Raw genomic sequence first — 19,302 nt, forward strand, 5'->3', positions numbered from 1 at the left:
CATTATCCTGCCAACTTTTCCTGCAAAAACGCCATAAATACTCGATTCACTTCGCTGCGCTGACGATGCTGTGGATAGAGCGCGTTCAGGTTGAGTGAGGAAGGCTGCCACTCATCCAACACGGTCATCAGCTCACCACTGGCTAAGGCCGGTGCCACGATAAACTCCGGCAGTAGAATCAGCCCCAATCCGGCCACAGCCGCATCACGTAACATCTCGCCGTTATTGCTCACCATTGGGCCTTGCACCGCCATCACCTTGCGTTGTTCACCGTTAAACAGTTCCCAGCCGGTCTGGCTTTCTCGCCCGTAACGCAAACAGGCGTGATTGAGCAGATCCTCCGGTTCACGCGGTGCGCCCGCGCCCTGAATATATGACGGGCTACCGCAGATCACGCGACGAAACACACCAAGCCGTTTAGCGATCAGGCTGGAGTCGGGCAGGGTGCCAATACGGATCGCCATATCAAAGCCTTCACCGACCATATCGACGTAGCGGTCCGCCAACTCCACCTGGAACTGCAATCCGGGGTGCTGACTGAGGAACTCGGCGATATACGGTGACAAATGGCTGATGCCAAACGACATCGGAACACTAAGACGAAAGCTGCCCTGCAACACCTGTTGCCGACCAGATACCGCCTGCTGGGCTTCCTGCACATCATCGAGAATACGTTGCGCATGTTGGGCAAAGAGCTGGCCGTTATCCGTCACCGACAATTTGCGCGTGTTGCGATTCAGCAGACGCGCACCGAGTGATTCCTCCAGCGCGGCAATACGGCGGCTGACGTATTGCTTCGACAGCATCAACTGTTCGGCGGCGGCGGTAAAGTTACCGGCTTTAATTACGGCGACATAAATACGAAGATCTTCTATCTGCATATTGTCCACTTTTCGGTGACAGTCATTGTCAGGTTAGCGCATTGTTGGGCAAATTAGTTTACGTATACTTATCCTCATTCGGAAGGGCAAGCGTCTTTCCACCACACATTTGAGGAGCAAACCATGATTGAACAACGTCTGTCAGAACAACGCGGAGTGGGTGACCACGGTTGGCTGAATTCGCATCACACTTTTTCCTTCGCGAATTACTGGGATCCTAAACAGACCGGCTTCTCCGATCTGCTGGTGATCAATGACGACCGTGTCGCACCGGGTCGTGGCTTTGGTGCGCATCCACACAACAATATGGAGATTATCTCCTATGTGCTGGACGGCGCGCTGGAGCATAAAGATTCAATGGGCACCGGCTCGGTGATCGTCCCCGGTGATGTGCAGTTGATGAGCGCGGGTAGCGGTGTGACGCACAGCGAGTTCAACCACTCGAAGAGCGATAACGTGCACTTCCTGCAAATCTGGATTGTACCGGGCGAGCGCAATACCCAGCCGGGCTATCAGCAGATCTCCGTGCCAGAGAGCGAGAAACGCGGGCAACTGCGTTTGATTATCTCGCCGGAGGGGAAAGAGGGCAGCCTGAGCGTACGTCAGGATATCCGCATCTATGCCGGTTTCTTTGATGGTGCCGAGCAGCAGAGTTTCGCGCTGGATGCCGATCGCTATGCCTATATTCATGTGGCACGCGGCAGCATTGAAGTGAACGGCGTTAAGTTCAAAGAGGGTGACGGTGCGCGCGTACGTAATGAGAGCGTATTGCACTTAGCTCAAGGCGATAACGCAGAAGTGTTGTTGTTTGACCTGCGTCCACTGGAAGTGAATCATCCACAGCGTTAAAACAAGCCAGGGCGTCTTAACGGACGCCCTGAAGCATATGCGTTTTAGTTCTTAACGCTGCCATGGATGAGCAACATACTGCTGCATGTGGCTCGTTCTGGCCGGTTTGCTTTAGCTTAAGTGAGCTTTCAATCAAGCTTCCATCTTTATGGGGAGTTGTCGAAGGGACGGACCAGGGTTCGCCCCTCATCAGCACCGCCTTACAACAGCGACTGCGGTGCGACCGGTTTGCCGGTTTTCAATGACTCCAGCGCTGCATCCGCCAGTAATAACGCCTGCAACCCATCATTCCCGCCGGGGTACTGGCCTTCGCCTTTTGCCAGCGCCTCAATGAGGGTCGCCAGTTCATTGCGTTAAGCATCGGCATAACGCTGCAGGAAGAAGTGCTGCGGCTTCTGCGCCACCACCCCATTTGCCACGGATTTCACCAGCTGAGACTCCAGCTGATTCGTTACCTGCAACATCCCTTCGCTGCCGTGTACTTCAATACGCTGATCGTAGCCGTAGCTGGCACGACGGCTGTTGGTGATCACCGCCATCTTGCCGCTGGCGCAAGTGAGGGTGACAACGGCGGTATCGACATCGCCCAGCGCTTTAATCTCGGGATCAACCAGCGCCGCTGCACTGGCATATACCGATACCGGCTCTTCATTTAACAACCAGCGCGCCATGTCGAAATCATGAATCGTCATATCACGGAACAGGCCGCCAGAGACTTTAACGTACTCGGCAGGTGGTGCACCCGGATCGCGTGAGCTGATGGTCACCAGTTCGGTTTCACCAATCTCACCATCACGCAGACACGCCTGCAAATGCGCCATGCTCGGGTCAAAACGTCGGTTAAAGCCAACCATCAATGGCACGCCTGCTTCACGCACCGTGGCTAAACAGCTCTGCACGCGCTGCAAACTTAAATCCACCGGCTTCTCACAGAAGATGGCTTTTTTGGCGCGCGCGGCGGCTTCAATCAAATCTGCATGGGTGTTAGTGGCGCTGCAAATCGCCACCAGATCAACCGAACTGTCCGCCAGAATGGTGTCGAGATCTGCCACTTTAGCACCGTATTTCTCTGCCAGCACATTAGCAGCAGGGGCGTAGACATCCATCACATACGCCAGACGACACTGTGGATGCGCAGCGATATTTCCGGCGTGAATCTGTCCAATACGGCCAGCACCTAAGAGAGCAACATTGAGCATTTTTTAATTCCTATGAGGGCGACAGGTGATGGCGCTATTAAGCGTATTGGTGAAGTTTTAAGTCAAAGCAAAGCCTGAAACGGATGCTGAAAGGATGAGGCCGATCACATGAAAATTTGAGGTTAATGACCTCAAATATATGATTGTTCTCTGGATTCATGGAGTTATAACAATTTGATTATCAGTGCCTTATCAAGCTACTGTTTCATCCATGAGGTGAAGGACATCAGGAAATATCATGACGCTGCAAAACTGGAAATCGCCATCCATTAAAGCCATCGCGCAGGAAGCGGGCGTCAGTCCCGCCACCGTTGATCGCGTGATCAATGGACGGCAAGGCGTGCGCGAGGTGACGCGCAAGAAAGTTGAAAATGCCATGGTGCGGTTGGGGCTGAGTGACACAGAAGACCCTCGTGGAGCAGCAAAACGTATCGCGATTGTGTGTGAATCCGGCACCAGCTTTGTCGCGCAGCTTGAGTTGCATGCACGCGCGGTAATGCGCGAGCGTCCGCAACTTCACATCACACTGGATACGTTACCGAGTGCGCAATTCAACGCTGACCGCTTCAGTCAGTTAATCGAGCGTCGCGCCAGTGAGGCCAGCGGCATTATTTTGGTGTGTCGCGATGATGTGAAGATCAACCGTGCCGTGAAAGCCGCCATTGATGATGGCGTACAAGTGATTTGCCTCACCAGCGATCTGCCCAATTCGCGGCGTACTGCTTACGTCGGTATCGATCAGACCGCTTCAGGCGCGACGGCGGGCTGGTTTATGGGACGTATGCTGCCGCAGCAACAGCCGGGCAATATCCTGCTGATTTGCAGTTCGACCTATCGCACGCAAGAGGAGCGCGAAATCGGCTTTCGTCGCGTGCTGCGAGAGGCTTTCCCGTGGCTGACGATTCGCGATCGCGTCAACATTAACGACGAAGCAGGAACCGCCTGGCACAGTGTGAAAAAGTGGCTGGAAGAGGGGAAGCCGCTGGCCGGAATTTACAACACGGCGGGCGGCAACGAAGGTGTGGCCAAAGCCCTGGAAGCCTTTGGTGTGCAGGATCAGGTGATCTTCACCGGACATGAGTTGAGTGAATCCAGCCGTGTGCTGCTGGAGAAGGGCACGATGGATATGGTGCTGGGTCATGATATGCGCCGCGAGATTGAGCAGTGCCTGGCGATATTTGAGCAGCCGCTGAGTGAGCGCTTGCCGGAGGATGTGAAAACGCCGCTGCTGATTTATCACCGCTATTCTTATTTTTCATAGCCATTGGCTGGTCAAGCCATAGCTACCCAGCACTTTCGCTCGCACATGTAAGTTTCAAAAATCTGGTTTATCTCGCGTATCATGTGGCGACATTTGAAAGAAATCAGAGGCATTCAATGGAAATATCAACGATATCTAGCCGAGTGTTTACCCAAAAGACTGCAGCGGCTCTGAAGATGACTGAAAATGGACCGGTTTTTATCACTGAACGTGGCGAGTCCGCCTATGTTTTGCTGACGTTTAGAGATTACCAAAAGCTAACCGGTGAGCAACGCAACATTCAGGATGCTTTGGCTATGCCTGGTGTTGCAGATATCGATTTTCCCCCTCAACGCACGAACATTGGATTGAGGGATGTAGATTTATCATGATCACCCAAACTAATTTTAACCCTTACTTTCTTAACTAATTAAAACCATCATCCACGACTGGTCTTATATATTCGTTCATCCCTCAAATCTATGCTCCCAGCTCTTTTGAGTTATCTCTTTCTGGGAGTTTTAAGATGAAAAAATCACTAATCGCACTGGCACTGGGTGTTGTTTCTTTTGGTGCGCTGGCACAGCAGGGCGGTTTTGTTTCACCACAGCAACCCGCAGCAGGTTACAACCAGGGCGGGTTTAAAGGTCCTGCACCGGGCATGGTCAGCGCGGCACAGGCGAAAACCTTGCGTGATGATTCCTGGGTAGTGCTGGAAGGGAATATTGTTCGCATGATCAGCCATGAATTATATGAATTCCGCGATGCCAGCGGCAGCGTCAATGTCGAAATTGATGATAAAGACTGGATGGGGCAGAACATCACGCCAAACGATAAAGTGCGCCTAGAAGGTGAAGTGGATAAAGACTGGAACAGCGTGGAGATTGATGTGAAAACGGTACGGGTGTTGAAGTAGTTCTCTATATAGATGGCTCAATGCTGTCAAAAATATAACCCTAAGCCTTTTCCCACACGACTGTAATGAATATCTGACATGCCATAAAAAGAAAGTTAGGCATTATTTATCTACTGGTTAAGTTCATGCCTGACGCCAGTGTTATTTTGAGCCTATATTCTGAATCGAGTAGGTTTTTGCCCCGACTTTCCGTCGGGGCTTTTTTTTAGCTAAATATTGGTAAGGGCTGCTAAGTAGTTTCTGACAACCGCCTAATCCTTCCCTGCTATAGCACAACTCTGCAATACCCCATAATACACCTCATGCCGCAGCATCACAGGGAAATAAAGCCCCCTCCTGAATAAGGCTGATAAAGGGATGTTGCGGTGTTTAACTTAACCTTATTTTGAGATTTAAAAGATGAAAATGAAGACAAAATCCTTGTTGGCGTTGACTGTATTGGCTACAACTCTTGGTGCACAGGCAGCATCTAATATCGACTTGAAAGTAATTGGCCGTATTGACCCGGGTACTTGTACCCCTACATTGACCGGTGGAGGTACCGTTGACTACGGTACTATTAGTCCGAGCAGTTTATCTTCGACTGGATATACCATACTGTCTTTGAAAGAAATTGATGTGGGAATTAATTGTACTGCACCTACTAAAGTTATGCTTACGACTATCAACGGCCGTCCAGATACATCAGTTGCACCTGTTCCCGAAGGGGCTTCTGGCTATGCTGCTATCAAAGTATCTGATATCCCTATTTTTGGGGGAACATTGGGGGATGTGGCTGTCGGAGGGTTAGGTATGGCGGGTACAGCTAAGATCGGTGGTTATTCAACTCGAATTGATCCAGCTACGGTAAAATTAGATGGTGTTGATGTTGATATGTTATCCACAGGTAACATCAACGCTGTTTCCTGGGCTAAGGCCACAGTCGGTACGCTGTTTAGTAATACAACTGCACGTGGTGTTAGTTGGGCAACTAAAAATACATTAACACCGCTAGCGTTCACAAATATGAGTGGTAAATTAAGCGTGCAGGCTTATTTAAATAAGAAGTCTGAACTTCCTTTGACACAGACTATTAAACTTGACGGTTTGACCACACTGGAGCTGGTCTATCTTCCTTAATTAGTATGAGGTGGTTTTAATTGCCCCGTAACCCGGGGTTTTTTTTGTAAGTATTTATTTTTCAGAATTTATGTTTTCTTTTGAATCAATTTAATCGATGTTCGAATGCTTGTTGCAGTGATTCCCGGGAAAATATTAATAGATTAATGCTGTATTATCGAAATAGAAATAGAAATCGAAATTTAATCGGAACGGGTAGCCTAGGTGCTTTCGAATCGTAGGTAGTATTGTTTCTTATATTCTGTCTACTACATCTTACCGCTCGAATAATACCGATGTTTGATTTGTTAAATGTTCAATAAAATCAAAAAATATCTGCATCCTTTTCCTGCGCTACGGAAATAAAATGGCATTTTTTTCATGTTTTCATGAAATTAATAAAGATTTCTGCAAACGTATTATCATGGCGGTAACCATCACGACTCTTTCTGCCTTCCAGAACGTGTGGTCTCAAAAAATGTTTGTCTTTTACGGTTTTAATATTGACTGCCTTGGTTAAAGTGAAGCAGCACCTTCTTTTTCGGCTTACACCGACAAAACCATAAGAAGTACATTGAAAACGATCTCTAAGTCATTAGGCTGCAATAACCAGCACTGTCAGGTCACAGGTAGGTAATATCCTTCACCCATACTTGGTTCTGTCTAACCGCCGTGAACTTCCACTTTAGCCTGTTTGGAATAATTACAGGAGGACCTCTCATTACTCCTCGTGGGCTATTCTAGACATGTAGGGCCTTGATTCTGTTCTGCCGCATAATTTCGTGAACCTATTTCGACCGCATATTTACCCGAATTATTGCATTTCACTGTATCTCTCCGGAATCCAAAGACGCTGCTACTTAGGGTATGAGATTTAAGGGCAAGTGACTGCAGTCACTGATTGTCAAACTTTTCTGCCAATATCGGGCAATGGAGCCAAACGAAAACTGAAGCGGGCAACTTTAAGAAACCTGCATATTAGTGTGATCGACAAAATCTCTCGATTGCCGTTAATGAAGCGGTTATTTAATCAGTCGCTCTTGTAAAGTATCTCGTCGCCTTATTCAGGATACCTCGTTCTCCTTAATTCGGCTGATGCTGCGGGCATCGGTCGAATTAAGGAGGAGCGAACTCATTCATAGAGACAGTGCTCCGATACGTCTAGCGTTTAGAAACGTCGGTTTCGGAATATCTCTGCTCAGTGATTTTGAATATTCCCCATGTATTATTCTGATGATGCTATTGATATTGTTGGTATTTATTTCAAGTGTTTAAATTAAAAATCAGAGTCACATGTATTTTAAATTATTAAGTTGGGCAGGATTTCCATAATCAAAAAATCTCGCAAAATTAATTATAGGGGGATTTTACGCCTCGTATGTTTTCGGGCGATATTTATTTCATTGCTAATTATTTTTTGACTTGTAAGTATTTTCTTACCCCTACTTAATCCATTGCCGAAGTGACGCATGCATACGATGCACGCATAATTCCATTCAGCTAAGAGTGTGTTTAAGACTCTACACCGACGATATATGTTTATCTGCCAGCGCAAATAAGCATTTAAACTAATGGAAACCGATTATGAAATTTTCTTCGCTACTCAAATTGGGCGCTGCAGCACTTTGCTTGAATTATTCTGCTGTCTTTGCTTCTGGCATGGTACCAGAAGCTCCAATCACAGTGATTGACCAGGCCATTGGTGAAGCCACTATGAACGTGCTCAACACCGACAGCACCCCACTACTGCTGGTCACTAACCTGCAGAATATTGATGACGACAACATCACCAATCTGTTGTCCCTGACTCCGCCAGCCGCTCGTGTAGAGCCTGGCAAAAAACAGTTAGTACGTTTTATTATGACCGAGAAAACACCGCTTAAAACCGAGCACCTTGGTCGCGTCACTTTTGAAGGCATTCCACCACAGAACAAAGGCGAAAACGTCGTACGCATGTCGATTCGTCAGAACCTGCCGGTGTTGATCCGTCCTGCTGGCGTACCGAAAGACGAAACGCCATGGAAACGTCTTACCTGGAAACAGAAAGGCAATCAGCTGATCGCCGTCAATGATTCCCCTTATGTGATTCGTTTCAGCCCAGAAGTCACCACGCTGCCTGATAACGCCAGATGGACCATGCCGCTGACCTATATTCTGCCGGGTAAATCAGCCAGCTTTACGCTGGAAAAGGGCAAAAGTGCGAGTAGCGCCATCAGCGTACGTATCATCCCAACCAACACTTGGGGCTTCAGCGAAAAAGCCTATGATGCACCGGTGGCTCGCTAAGCCATGAAAGCGTCCCTTTACCGCAAGCCGATGCGAATGTCGCGCACGGCGGTCGCCGTTCTCAGCGTGTTGTGCTGTGCCGTTAACCCGGTCATCGCAGCGGAAGAGGTGACCGAATTTGATATTGAAACCCTGAAGTCACAGGGTTTGCCAGAGAGTCTGGCTACACAGTTCTCGACAGCGCCGCGTTTTCTCGCGGGCAGCAGCATGGTGGAACTCAAAGTGAACGGCGACAGCCGTGGCCGCGTTGAAATGCAATTCAATGAACAGGGCCAGCCCTGCGTTAACGCCGATTTTATTAAATCAGCGGGTTTGCTGATGCCATCGGGCATGAAAAAAGATGATCGCTGTTTTGACCTGAAAAACGCCTGGTCACAGGCCGAATGGAATCTCAACCCCAGCGATGCACAAATCGAACTGGTGGTGCCGCAGGATGCGATAAATACCGAAGCCGATGAAGTCAGCAACTGGCAGCATGGCGGCACCGCCGGGATGCTTAACTACGATGCGCAGTACAGCGGATCGACCGGCGCAATGGCCGGGCTGGAGTTTATGCAGCTCGGAACTGAGGCTGGTTTTAACGCTGGCGACTGGATTATCCGCAGCCGTCAGACCTTCAGCCGCTTTAACGGCGTCGATGATTTCCGCCATGAAGCCGCCTATGCGCAGCGCACCTTTGCCGGGCTAAAGAAAGTCATGCAGGCCGGTCAGATCAACCTCGGTAACTCGATGTTTGGTGCCGGGCAGGTGTTGGGCGTGCAGATGTTCCCGGAACAGGCGTTGATGGGCAATCAGGGCGGCCCCGGGCTGGTGGAAGGCATCGCGGACAGTCAGTCGGTGGTGGAAGTGCGTCAGTCAGGTGCGCTGGTGTACAGCACCACTGTGCCTGCCGGGCCGTTCCGCTTACAAGGCTTCCCGTTGCTGAACACCCGTTCCGATCTTGAAGTTACATTGACCGGCAGCGACGGTAACAAGCGCCAATTTGTGGTGCCTGCGTCCGCGTTGCTGCTCAACGGTAGCGCGATGGCACCGGGCCTGTCGTTTGGCGTCGGTAAAATGGATCAGCAGGGCAGCGGTGAGGCACCGATGGTGGCCACCTTGGCCACTGGCTGGATACTGACGCCCGGCACCACGCTTAACGGTGGCGTGTTCGGTTCCGATCCCTGGCGAGCACTCGGTGCCAACCTGAATTCTCAACTGTGGCAGCAATCTATGCTGTCGTTGCAGGTCACCGGCGCACAGGATAATCGTCACGATAATAAAGGTGTGCAGGGCACGGCAACGTTTAGTCAGCCAATCACCCAGAAAGTGAACGCCAGCATTAACTACTCGCGCCAGACCTATGGCTATCGTGAACTCAGCGATACCCTGGCGCGCGAAGACAGCAGCAAAAGTGGCACCACGCGCGATCAGGTCGGCCTTGGCCTCGGCTGGTCAGTGGATCAGCTCGGTAGCCTTTCGTTCTCGTGGGCACGCAGCACCACCTTTGAAGGCGACAGCATCAGTTATCTCAGCGCCTCATGGAGCAAATCTTTTGGCCGCAGCTATGTCGGCTTAACCCTGTCGCAGGATGGCGGCAGCCGCTATTCGCGGGGCGATAAACGCGCCTATTTATCAGTGAGTATTCCGTTCGGCGACGGGCAGAGCATGAGCAGCTATATCAGCACCAGCGAACGCAGCGCGCGCGGCGGCGTGCGCTATGACAATCGCAGCAGCCAGGATCGCGGCTGGTCGCTGGCGGCGGATCGTGATTTCCGTACTAAACGCAGTTCCGGCACCGGCACGATGGATCTGGTAACGCCAATTAGCCAGCTATCCGGCAGTGTGAGCAGCGATTCAGACAACTACACCAGCTATTCAGCGCGTGCCAGCGGTTCGCTGGTTGCGCACGGCGGCGGCGTCACGCCATCGGCGTATAAAGTCGGCGACACCTTTGGTATCGCCAAAGTCGGTAAAGAAAAAGGCATTCGTCTGGAAACCCCAGGCGGCCCGACCTGGACTGACAGCCGGGGCTATGCGGTGATCCCATCGGTGGGCAGTTTCCAGAAATCCACCGTGCAGGTCGATACCCGTTCGCTGCCGAAGAACGTTGATATCGCCAACGGCTGGGGCGAAACCGAAGCTGCACGCGGGGCGGTCAGCCATCTTAATTTCAGCGTGGTGCGTAACCGCCGTGTGCTGGCGACCTTGACCGATGCACAGGGTAAACCGGTGCCGTACAGCGCAGCGGTATTTAACCAGCAAGGGCAGTTTGTCACGGTGGTGGATGAGAAAGGCCGTGCCTTTATTACCGATGCCGACAACGCCGGAAAACTGGATGTGCAGAGTTCAGGCAAAACCATCTGTAGTTTCCGCCTTAATCTGCCGGAGCAGGCCCCGGCCAATGAACTTTTTGAAACCAGCAGCGCTCAGTGCCGCTGAGAGGATATTAAATGAAAAGCTTACTTTCACTGCTGGCGCTGAGTGTGATGTTGATTAAGCCGCTGCATGCGGCTGCACCCGAAGTGCCACAGCAGATCATGCCCATCGATCCGCGCTGTTCCGTCTCGGTCGGTAACAGCAATATCGATTATGGTCGTCAGTCACGCGGACAGTTGCAATACAACGGCAGCACCTACACGCCCGGCAAGCGCGTGATGTCATTGAGCGTGGTGTGTCCGTTTGCACAGCCGATAAAAATGGTGATTCAGGGCGATCGTGCTGCCGATGGCAGCCTGCGCTATGGCGATAAAGGTCGCTTGAAGGTGAAAATCTCCGATGCGCGACTGGATGGGCAGCCGGTGCAGTTGAGTGATATCAGTGACGGCAAAAAAGCCCCGCAGTCTGAACTGGTACTGAAAGCCGACAGCCGCTTTGCGGCCAGTGCGAACGGCTTGCCATTGAGCGGCAAGAGTTTTAGCGCCCGTCTGGAGCTGGAACCGGAGCTGAGTATGGATGCCGCCACGGTGAGTAATTCCACCCTGTTTGAGTCACGCTTTTCGCTGGATATGATCAACTAAGCATGGGCGCGCGTTCGCGCCTCCGTACTTTCCTACACGCAGTTAATCACCCGCTGATAGTGCCTTCAGCCGCCAATTCATATCGTTGCCGCGTTTCTCCCTACTCATAAGGATACGACGATGGCAATGAAGAAAACGGTGCTGGCCAACGCCTGCCTGCTGGCGCTGGCAGCGGGCGCTACCTCCGCGCTGGCCAATGTGCAGATTGGCGGCGTGGTGATTGGCAATCAGGATCAAACGCTCTCAAATGTGGATATCGTCACCAGCGGCAGTACGCGCGGTGTGGAAATTTACAACCCAGCGCAAAGCGGTTTTGGCAGCATCACGTTAAGTAACAGCAACATCCGCAGCGAAAATGGCGATGGCATATATATGCTGAGTGGCAGTACCTCGCTGGATGGCGTCAACATCGATACCCAGGGTGGCAAAGGTATTGATGTCAACAATTACTCCAGCGCCGACCTCCTGAACACCCATATCACCACGCAGGGCAGCAACGCCGATGGCCTGTGGCTTGCCATGGATCAATCCACCGCCAGCCTGAATAAAAGCAGCATTGCCACCTCTGGTTCAGCCTCACATGCGCTTAACGCCCAGTATGGCACCGCCACGCTGAATTACAGCCAGTTAAGCACCGCTGGGCAGGGTAGCTATGGTCTTTATACCGAAAACAGCGTAACCGGCAGCGGTAACACCATCAGCACCACCGGTGACAGTGGCTTCGGCGTGTTTGCCGCTCGCGGCGGTCATATCACGCTGAGCAAAACCGATGTCAGCACAGCAGGAAAAGGTGCTGCGGGGTTGCTGGCCTATGTGGATTCTTCAATTGATGGCGATACGCTTAATGTTCAGGCCACAGGTGCCAATAGCCCGACCGCCTGGGTGAGTGAAGGCACGCTCAATCTGAAAAACTCCACGTTAGCGGCCAGCGGACAACAGGGTGCAGGCGTGCTGATCAGCACCTCCGCACCAACATCGAGCAAAGTCAGCCAGGTTATGCTGGATAATACGCAACTGACCTCCAGCAACGGGGCTGCCTTACAAATCAACAGCAATGCCCTGGCGGATATTCAAGCTAACAATGGCACTGTTTTGACCGGTGATGTGCGTGCCTTAACCGGCAGTCGCGCCAGCCTGGCGTTTAACCATAATTCGTCACTGGAAGGGGCGGTAGACGGACTGAATCAACTGAACCTCGATAGCAGCAGCCGCTGGCTACTCACCGGTCATTCGCAGCTCAATGCGCTGAACAATAATGGTGAGATCAGTTTTCAGAACGGCGCTTTCAAAACGCTGGAAGTGAACACCTTGAGCGGCAGCGGCGCATTTGCGATGAACGGCGATCTGGCGGCGTTGCGCAGCGATCACCTCACCGTCAACGGCGAAGCGAGCGGGGCGCACCTGTTGCGCTACAGCAATAGCGGCGCGAATCCCACCGATCCTCACGGCGTATTGCCGCTGGTCAGCACCGGAACCGGCAGCAGTGCACAGTTCCAGCTGGCGAATGGCAAAGTTGATGCGGGTGCTTTTAGCTATCAACTGGAGCAGCGCGGTGATCAATGGGTGCTGGCGGCACAGCAAGTGGGCGGTGGTGAAAATCCGGGTGCCGGTGGTGACACGCCAGGTAGCGGTTCTGGGGGTGGCTTCCTGCCTTCGCCCGGCGCGGCCAGTGCGCTCGGCATCGCCAATGCACTTCCCACCGTATGGTATGCCGAACTTAGCACCTTACGCAGCCGCATGGGAGAGTTGCGCAGCGGGAACCGCGAAGGCGGTGTCTGGGCGCAAACCCTCGGCGGCGAAACCCGCGTCGATAACGGCGCAGGGGTGGCCTATCGCCAGCAGCAGTCAGGCGTGAGCATTGGTGTTGACAGCGCTCATCCGCTGGAAAGTAGTCGGGTGATAACCGGTTTGTTCAGCGGGGTCAGCAACAACGATCTGCACTTCACAAACGGCAGCAGCGGACGCGTTAACAGCTTCTTTGTCGGCAGCTACGCCAGTTGGCTGGCGGATAACGGCTGGTTCAGCGATGCGGTGATCAAGTTCAATAACTACCAGAGCAGTGCCGATGCGCGCCTGTCTGATGGTTCGCGTATCCACGGCGGTTATAGCGTGCCGGGCATCGGGCTTTCGCTGGAGGGCGGTAAACATATTGAACTGTCTCAGGGCTGGTTTATTGAACCTTCCGCGCAGATAGCAGCGTTGTGGACGAAAGGGGATCGTTACCACTTTGATAACGGTTTGCAGGCCGAAAGCGGCACCGGACGTTCGCAACAGGCCGCGTTGCACGGCATGCTGGGTAAAGACCTGATGCTGGAAAATGGCATGTTGTTGCAGCCCTGGTTGCGCCTGTCAGCGATTCAGGAGTTGGAGAACCGCAACAACACCCAGATTAATGGCTATCGTTTTAATAACGATCTGTCTGGCACGCGCGGGCAGTTGACGGCGGGCGTGGCGGCGCAACTGCGTCAGGACACGCAAATCTATGCCGAAGCGAGTACGGCAAAAGGTCGCCATATCGAGCAGCCATGGCATGCGGCGCTCGGCGTGCGCTGGAGCTGGTAATCATAAAAAGGGGCGTGCTGAGTGAGGTGTGCCCCGTTATTTAATGCCCTTTATTAAACGTGTTTTTAGGTCCACGATTAAATCAATAACGTTCCGCGCTGGCAGAAAATCTTTTCCCGCCCTTAGGATTTCTTCGCAAATCCCCAAGATTTATCTTAGGATTAAACACTTACCTTGCTTTAGTAAACCTTATGTTTTTTAAGGTTTTAACGATTTTCGCCTGCTTTTTTCTGGTCAAAGGATAAGCAATTTCCTACAGATCAATCTGTATTGAGCCGTTATCTTAGCCGCCTTCACACGGCGCTTTGCTCGTGTTTTTTTATCGATAACATCGGGATATCAAACAAGCATGAAAAAAGTGATCATCGTTGACGACCATCCAGTGATTCGGTTTGCCGTGCGTATGCTGCTGGAGCGCGCCGAGATGAGCGTGGTTGCAGAAACGGATAACGGCATAGACGCGGTACAGAAGACCCGTGATTTGCTGCCAGACCTGGTGTTGCTCGACATCGGTCTGCCAAAGATTGATGGCATGCAGGTGCTGGAGCGTTTGCGCTCGCTGGCGTTGCCGCTGAAGATTTTAGTTTTGACCTCCCAGGCCAGCGCCCATTTCGCGCAGCGTTGTCAGCAGGCGGGCGCAGATGGCTTCGTCACCAAAACCGATGACCTGAGCGAACTGACTGATGCCATTCGTGTGGTGATGCGCGGCTACAGCTATTTCCCCCGCTTTGATCAATTTGCCCCGGTACTCAATGCCGGTGACGCGGATGATGCCAGGCTGATGGCGTCCCTGTCAGATCGTGAACTTAGCGTGTTGATTCATATCGCCAAAGGTATGGGCAATAAGCAGATTGGCGAACAGCTGTTGCTGAGTGAAAAAACCATCAGCACCTATAAGCATCGCCTTAAGCAGAAGCTGAACGCGGAAACGTTGATCGAACTGATCGATTTCGCCCGTCGCAATCAACTGCTGTAAGCGCCGCTGATGCGAATGCTGCGTGCGTTACTGGCCCTGGGAATTTTACTGCTGAGTTACCCGCTGGCGGCGGAAGAGTATCAGTTGCTGACTCGCGCGCCGACAGATGAACTCCATCCGCTGGTGTTCACCCCCAGCGAGCAAGCGTGGATCAATCATAAGCACAACCTGGTGATGGGGATTTTTCGCTACGACTCCCCACCGTTTGGCATGCGTAATATTCGTCAGGAGTATGAAGGGCTGAGTGCCGATTACGCCGCGCTGATGCAGCATCAGCTGGGGTTGCCGGTCAGTGTGCGAATGTTCGACACGCCCGATGAAGCCTGGACCGCGCTTTCACGCGGCGAGATCGATTTTATTCCGTCAGTGAATGCGTTTCGCGACGACGGCAACTTTGTCCTGACCCAGCCTTACGCCAGTGAAAAACCAGTATTGGGTATTGAGATGAGTCATACCGAACCGCTGCCGCAAAATCTGGAAAATACCACGGTGGCGATGGTGCGCGACTATCTGCCGCTGGAAGAGGTGCGACGCTACTATCCTTATGCCCAGTTACGCCTTTACGACAACTATCAGGATGCACTGAGCGCGGTGTCTTTCGGCCATGCAAGCGTCTTTCTCGGCAACAGCTACGCGTTAAATCGCAATTTCCTTAACGACCTGCGGATTGCCCGCTTTAGCCAGATGCCGGCCAAAGAAGTGGGGTTTGCCTTGAGTAAGCGCGATCCTGAATTGCTGGGGTTGCTGAATAAGGCGCTTGCCAGCATTCCAGAGAGCGAAAATCTGGAGCTGCTGCGTCAGTGGCAACCGAATACCACCAGCCTCGATCAGTGGACCGGAAAACTGGATTTTACGCCTGCCGAGCGTGCGTGGATGAAAACCCATCCAGCGGTGAATGTGGTGCTGTACAGCGGAGATAAAGCGGCTCCGATCTCTTTTATTGATGGTAACGGCACGCTGCGCGGCATGGTCGGCGATTTGCTTTCCGTGGTAGCTATTAAAACCGGTCTGCGCTTTACCTTCTCCACCGTGGACACCACCTCAGAACTGCTACGCAAGGTGAATACCACTGAAGCGGATATGTTCGCCTCGCTCACCCCCAGCCCGCAGCGTGCGCTGGAGATTTTGTTTACCCGACCTTATTTACGCAGTGCTTTTGCCCTGACGGTGCGCAGCAATAACAACGACATCCACTCGCTGCCCGATTTGCGCGGCCAGACGCTGGCGATGGTGAAAAATACCGGCGTTGAAGCCATGGTGCGCGCGCGTTTTCCCGAGATCACCATTTTGCCGGTCGAAAATGAAAAGGATCTGATGCAGAGCGTGCTGGATGGCAACGCCACCGCTGCGGTGAGTATTCTCACCATGGCGGATTATCAGATCAAAACGCACTACGCCACGCGGTTGAAAATCGTTGCCACCGTCGGTGAACAACCGGCGTGGATCTCCTTTGGCGTCGGCAAAGCCGATCCGGAGTTGCGTGGCATTCTGGATAAAGTGCTGATCTCCATTCCGCCGATAGAAATTGAGAATATGGCGAACCGCTGGCGTCCGAGTGATCTGGTGGTGGTGGATAACGTCTGGGTACGTTTCCGCCCGATTGTCATGGTCAGCGCGCTTTCCGCCGGGGTAATTTTGCTGCTGCTGGCGGGCTGGACCTGGTATCTGCGGCGTGAAATCCGCCGCAAAGCGGCACTGCGTCGCCAGCTCAACGACCAATTGGCACAGATGCGCACGTTAGTGACCAGCATGCCATTCCCGGTGTCCCTGCGCGATAATCAGGGCCGTTTAACCTACTGCAATCAGCGTTACCTGATAGAAACCGGCGTGAAGTATGACGAAGCGCTGGGCAAGACCATGGTGGAACATCCGGGATTGCGCACCCCTGAGCAGGCTGCGTTTTACCATCGTCAGATGATGGAGGTGATCGCCACCGATAAAGCGATCCTGGAAGACCGTCGTTATGACCTGTGGGACAACCCGAATTCGTCGATTGGCATTACCGTGTATCAGTGGATCCAGCCGTATCACAACAGTGAAGGCAAAGTGATCGGCGTGATTGGCGGCTGGATGGATATTTCCGAACGCGAGGCGCTGTTTGCCGAACTGCGTGAAGCGCGGCAGCGAGCGGAAGATTCCAACCGGGCGAAATCGGTGTTCCTCTCCACCATGAGCCACGAAATTCGCACGCCGATGAATGCCATCATCGGCATGCTGGATATGGCGCTGAAGAAAGGGCGTCAGGGGCAGCATGATTTGCAGGCGCTGGATGTCGCCTACGAATCCGCCGAAAGCCTGGTGGGGTTGATCGGCGATATTCTTGATCTGTCGCGCATTGAAGGCGGCCATCTGGAATATCATCCTGAACCGGTGCAGCCCGGCAAGCTGATCGACAATCTGATGAAGGTGTTCCAGGGCCTGGCGCTGGATAAAAACATCAGTCTGAGCAAGCAGTTTCCTGATGAGCCGGTGATGCAGGTGATGGCCGATCCGCTGCGTATTAAACAGGTGCTGTCGAATCTGTTAAGCAATGCGATCAAATTTACCGATCAGGGTGGCGTGATGCTGAGTTTGCAGCAGCACTGGGATGAAACCGATGATGTAGTGCATTTCCGCATTGAAGTGCGAGACAGCGGCATCGGCATTGATACCACGCAGCAGGCCGCCTTATTCCGGCCCTTCAGCCAGGCAGAGAATCGCCGTTCCGGCACCGGCCTCGGTCTGTATATCAGCCGCAGTATCTGTGAAAACATGGGTGGCAGCTTAACCCTTGAATCGGAAAAAGGGCAGGGAACCTGCGCCACGGCAACCTTTGCGCTGCCGCGCGTAAATGGAACGCAAGAAAGCAAGGATGATGCGTTGATACAAGATGAAAAACTGCCAGTCATGCGCGTTTTAGTGGTGGATGACAACGCCGCTAACCGTATGTTGCTGGCGCGTCAGTTGAGCTGGTTGGGGCAAGAGGTGGAACTGGCTGAAGAGGGCTATCAGGCGCTGAGCCTGTGGCAACAGCAGCCGTTCGATATCATTATCACCGATTGTAATATGCCGGGTTTGAGCGGCTATCAGTTGACGCAGATCCTGCGCGAATCGGAAGAGGAGCAGGGGCGCAAAGCGGCCTGGATTATCGGCTTTACCGCTAACGCCATGCATGAAGTGATGGAGCGATGTCTGGCGGCGGGGATGAACAGCTGCTTATTCAAGCCGTGTTCCATCACCAGCCTGGCACAGGCGTTACGTGAAGCGCAGCCGGAAGGTACCTTGCCAGCGGTAACCGCGCCCGAGGTAAATGACGATGTCGATCGGCAGATGGAAACCGCCATGCTGCAACTGATGATCACCACGCTGGATGAAGATCTCCTGCGCATGCATCAGCTGCACCTGCCGGAACATCGCATCCAGATAGCCGAACTCGCGCATCGCATGGCGGGCAGCGTGCGCATTGCACGCCAGAATGCGCTGGCGGATGCCTGTTTAGCGCTGGAGAAGCAGTGCCGCGAAGATGCCGTGCTTCAGGGCGATTTCTCCGCATTACTCACCCGACTTGAGCGCTATGCGGAACAGCTAAAGCAGGTGGAAACCTTGGGTGAGATCAAGGATGCCTGACACCAGAGGATCGGCGCCAGCCATCGCCATCACACCTTTCAGCGTGTGATGGCGATGGGCGATTAAAATCCATTCCTCTGTGCTAAATCGATCAGTTCCCCCAGACTTTCCGTCTGCATCTTCAGCATGATGCTGCGCTTGTAGGTGCTGATGGTTTTGTTGCTTAACTTCATCTCTGCGGCAATCTCTTTGTTCGATTTGCCCGCACCCAGACGACACAAAATTTGCAGTTCACGCCGCGTGAGTTTCTGTAATACGCGCAAATCTGCTTCACCGTTTTTGCCTAAACGCTGCCCCGGCGGCGTAAGCGGTAACGGTGCCGCGATGCCTTTCGCCAGACCATCCACGGCTTCATGCAAAGCCTCATCGCTGAAGTGTTTACTCAAGCTGCCTTGCATCATCACCCCTTCACCGCGCAGCAACAGCTCTGCATTACGGCTGCCGGAATAGACGAAACAGCTGAGTCGCTTGCCGCGCGCATAGGGACGATTGAGTTTGTCCAGTATCGCGGCGGGCAAGGTCACCGGATCCAGAATGATCAGGTCGGGTTGCTTCTGATGAGCGGCTTGCAGTAGTTGGCTGGCGTTGGAGGTGGCGCTGATGATCATATGGCCACGATCGCTCACCAGTTGGGTTAGACCATCGCGCATCAGTGGATGGCCGTCGTAAATAATCACACGCATCAGGGTG

Annotated in this window: 13 protein-coding genes and 1 pseudogene; 11 read left to right on the plus strand and 3 right to left on the minus strand. The window is 52.7% G+C overall.

Annotation, left to right across the window (positions count from 1 at the left end):
- Nucleotides 1-2: 2 nt before the first annotated feature.
- Complete coding sequence (locus FD744_RS01685; protein WP_160867047.1) at nt 3-881, minus strand: LysR family transcriptional regulator; 879 nt, start codon at nt 879-881, stop codon at nt 3-5.
- A 123-nt stretch (nt 882-1,004) separates the two neighbouring features.
- On the opposite strand from FD744_RS01685, the gene FD744_RS01690 reads away from it, so the two are divergent.
- Nucleotides 1,005-1,730, plus strand: coding sequence for a pirin family protein (locus tag FD744_RS01690; protein WP_160867048.1), 726 nt, complete (start codon nt 1,005-1,007; stop codon nt 1,728-1,730).
- A gap of 200 nt (nt 1,731-1,930) precedes the next feature.
- Here FD744_RS01690 and iolG read toward each other — a convergent pair.
- Nucleotides 1,931-2,929: pseudogene (iolG, locus tag FD744_RS01695) on the minus strand (inositol 2-dehydrogenase).
- 238 nt (nt 2,930-3,167) lie between these two features.
- Between iolG and FD744_RS01700 the strand changes: the two are divergent.
- The 10 genes from FD744_RS01700 (at nt 3,168) to FD744_RS01745 (ending at nt 18,612) form a co-directional block, all read left to right on the plus strand.
- Complete coding sequence (locus FD744_RS01700) at nt 3,168-4,190, plus strand: LacI family DNA-binding transcriptional regulator (RefSeq protein WP_160867049.1); 1,023 nt, start codon at nt 3,168-3,170, stop codon at nt 4,188-4,190.
- A gap of 116 nt (nt 4,191-4,306) precedes the next feature.
- Nucleotides 4,307-4,561 (plus strand): type II toxin-antitoxin system Phd/YefM family antitoxin, encoded by a 255-nt coding sequence (locus FD744_RS01705; RefSeq protein WP_160867050.1) that lies wholly within the window; start codon nt 4,307-4,309, stop codon nt 4,559-4,561.
- A 134-nt stretch (nt 4,562-4,695) separates the two neighbouring features.
- The gene (locus tag FD744_RS01710) at nt 4,696-5,085 is read left to right on the plus strand and encodes a YgiW/YdeI family stress tolerance OB fold protein (protein ID WP_160867051.1); all 390 of its coding nucleotides are present in this window, start codon (nt 4,696-4,698) and stop codon (nt 5,083-5,085) included.
- A gap of 399 nt (nt 5,086-5,484) precedes the next feature.
- A complete protein-coding gene (locus tag FD744_RS01715) occupies nt 5,485-6,204 on the plus strand; it encodes a DUF1120 domain-containing protein (RefSeq protein ID WP_160867052.1) in 720 nt (239 codons plus the stop codon).
- 1,563 nt (nt 6,205-7,767) lie between these two features.
- Entirely contained in the window at nt 7,768-8,469 is a 702-nt protein-coding gene (locus tag FD744_RS01720; protein WP_160867053.1) for a fimbria/pilus chaperone family protein, read from the plus strand.
- A 3-nt stretch (nt 8,470-8,472) separates the two neighbouring features.
- Entirely contained in the window at nt 8,473-10,890 is a 2,418-nt protein-coding gene (locus tag FD744_RS01725) for a fimbria/pilus outer membrane usher protein (RefSeq protein WP_237449311.1), read from the plus strand.
- 11 nt (nt 10,891-10,901) lie between these two features.
- A complete protein-coding gene (locus tag FD744_RS01730) occupies nt 10,902-11,468 on the plus strand; it encodes a hypothetical protein (protein ID WP_160867054.1) in 567 nt (188 codons plus the stop codon).
- 120 nt (nt 11,469-11,588) lie between these two features.
- Nucleotides 11,589-14,030, plus strand: coding sequence for an autotransporter outer membrane beta-barrel domain-containing protein (locus FD744_RS01735; protein ID WP_160867055.1), 2,442 nt, complete (start codon nt 11,589-11,591; stop codon nt 14,028-14,030).
- 349 nt (nt 14,031-14,379) lie between these two features.
- The gene (locus tag FD744_RS01740) at nt 14,380-15,006 is read left to right on the plus strand and encodes a response regulator transcription factor (protein ID WP_160867056.1); all 627 of its coding nucleotides are present in this window, start codon (nt 14,380-14,382) and stop codon (nt 15,004-15,006) included.
- Nucleotides 15,007-15,015: 9 nt separating this feature from the next.
- Entirely contained in the window at nt 15,016-18,612 is a 3,597-nt protein-coding gene (locus FD744_RS01745; RefSeq protein WP_237449312.1) for a transporter substrate-binding domain-containing protein, read from the plus strand.
- 62 nt (nt 18,613-18,674) lie between these two features.
- Here the strand turns inward: FD744_RS01745 and FD744_RS01750 are convergent, their stop codons facing one another.
- Nucleotides 18,675-19,295 (minus strand): LuxR C-terminal-related transcriptional regulator, encoded by a 621-nt coding sequence (locus FD744_RS01750; protein WP_160867057.1) that lies wholly within the window; start codon nt 19,293-19,295, stop codon nt 18,675-18,677.
- Between the last annotated feature and the right edge of the window lie 7 nt (nt 19,296-19,302).

It is taken from the genome of Pantoea sp. Taur (genome assembly GCF_009830025.1).
In the GTDB taxonomy this organism is placed as follows: Bacteria; Pseudomonadota; Gammaproteobacteria; order Enterobacterales; family Enterobacteriaceae; genus Pantoea; species Pantoea communis.

What these genes read in the sequence shown, in the direction of transcription:
- FD744_RS01735 (WP_160867055.1), top strand. Translation starts at nt 11,589, where the DNA reads ATGGCAATGAAGAAAACGGTGCTGGCCAACGCCTGCCTGCTGGCGCTG.
- FD744_RS01710 (WP_160867051.1), top strand. Translation starts at nt 4,696, where the DNA reads ATGAAAAAATCACTAATCGCACTGGCACTGGGTGTTGTTTCTTTTGGT.
- FD744_RS01725 (WP_237449311.1), top strand. Translation starts at nt 8,473, where the DNA reads ATGAAAGCGTCCCTTTACCGCAAGCCGATGCGAATGTCGCGCACGGCG.
- FD744_RS01685 (WP_160867047.1), bottom strand. Translation starts at nt 881, where the DNA reads ATGCAGATAGAAGATCTTCGTATTTATGTCGCCGTAATTAAAGCCGGT.
- FD744_RS01750 (WP_160867057.1), bottom strand. Translation starts at nt 19,295, where the DNA reads ATGCGTGTGATTATTTACGACGGCCATCCACTGATGCGCGATGGTCTA.
- FD744_RS01705 (WP_160867050.1), top strand. Translation starts at nt 4,307, where the DNA reads ATGGAAATATCAACGATATCTAGCCGAGTGTTTACCCAAAAGACTGCA.
- FD744_RS01745 (WP_237449312.1), top strand. Translation starts at nt 15,016, where the DNA reads ATGCGAATGCTGCGTGCGTTACTGGCCCTGGGAATTTTACTGCTGAGT.
- FD744_RS01715 (WP_160867052.1), top strand. Translation starts at nt 5,485, where the DNA reads ATGAAAATGAAGACAAAATCCTTGTTGGCGTTGACTGTATTGGCTACA.
- FD744_RS01740 (WP_160867056.1), top strand. Translation starts at nt 14,380, where the DNA reads ATGAAAAAAGTGATCATCGTTGACGACCATCCAGTGATTCGGTTTGCC.
- FD744_RS01700 (WP_160867049.1), top strand. Translation starts at nt 3,168, where the DNA reads ATGACGCTGCAAAACTGGAAATCGCCATCCATTAAAGCCATCGCGCAG.
- FD744_RS01720 (WP_160867053.1), top strand. Translation starts at nt 7,768, where the DNA reads ATGAAATTTTCTTCGCTACTCAAATTGGGCGCTGCAGCACTTTGCTTG.
- FD744_RS01690 (WP_160867048.1), top strand. Translation starts at nt 1,005, where the DNA reads ATGATTGAACAACGTCTGTCAGAACAACGCGGAGTGGGTGACCACGGT.
- FD744_RS01730 (WP_160867054.1), top strand. Translation starts at nt 10,902, where the DNA reads ATGAAAAGCTTACTTTCACTGCTGGCGCTGAGTGTGATGTTGATTAAG.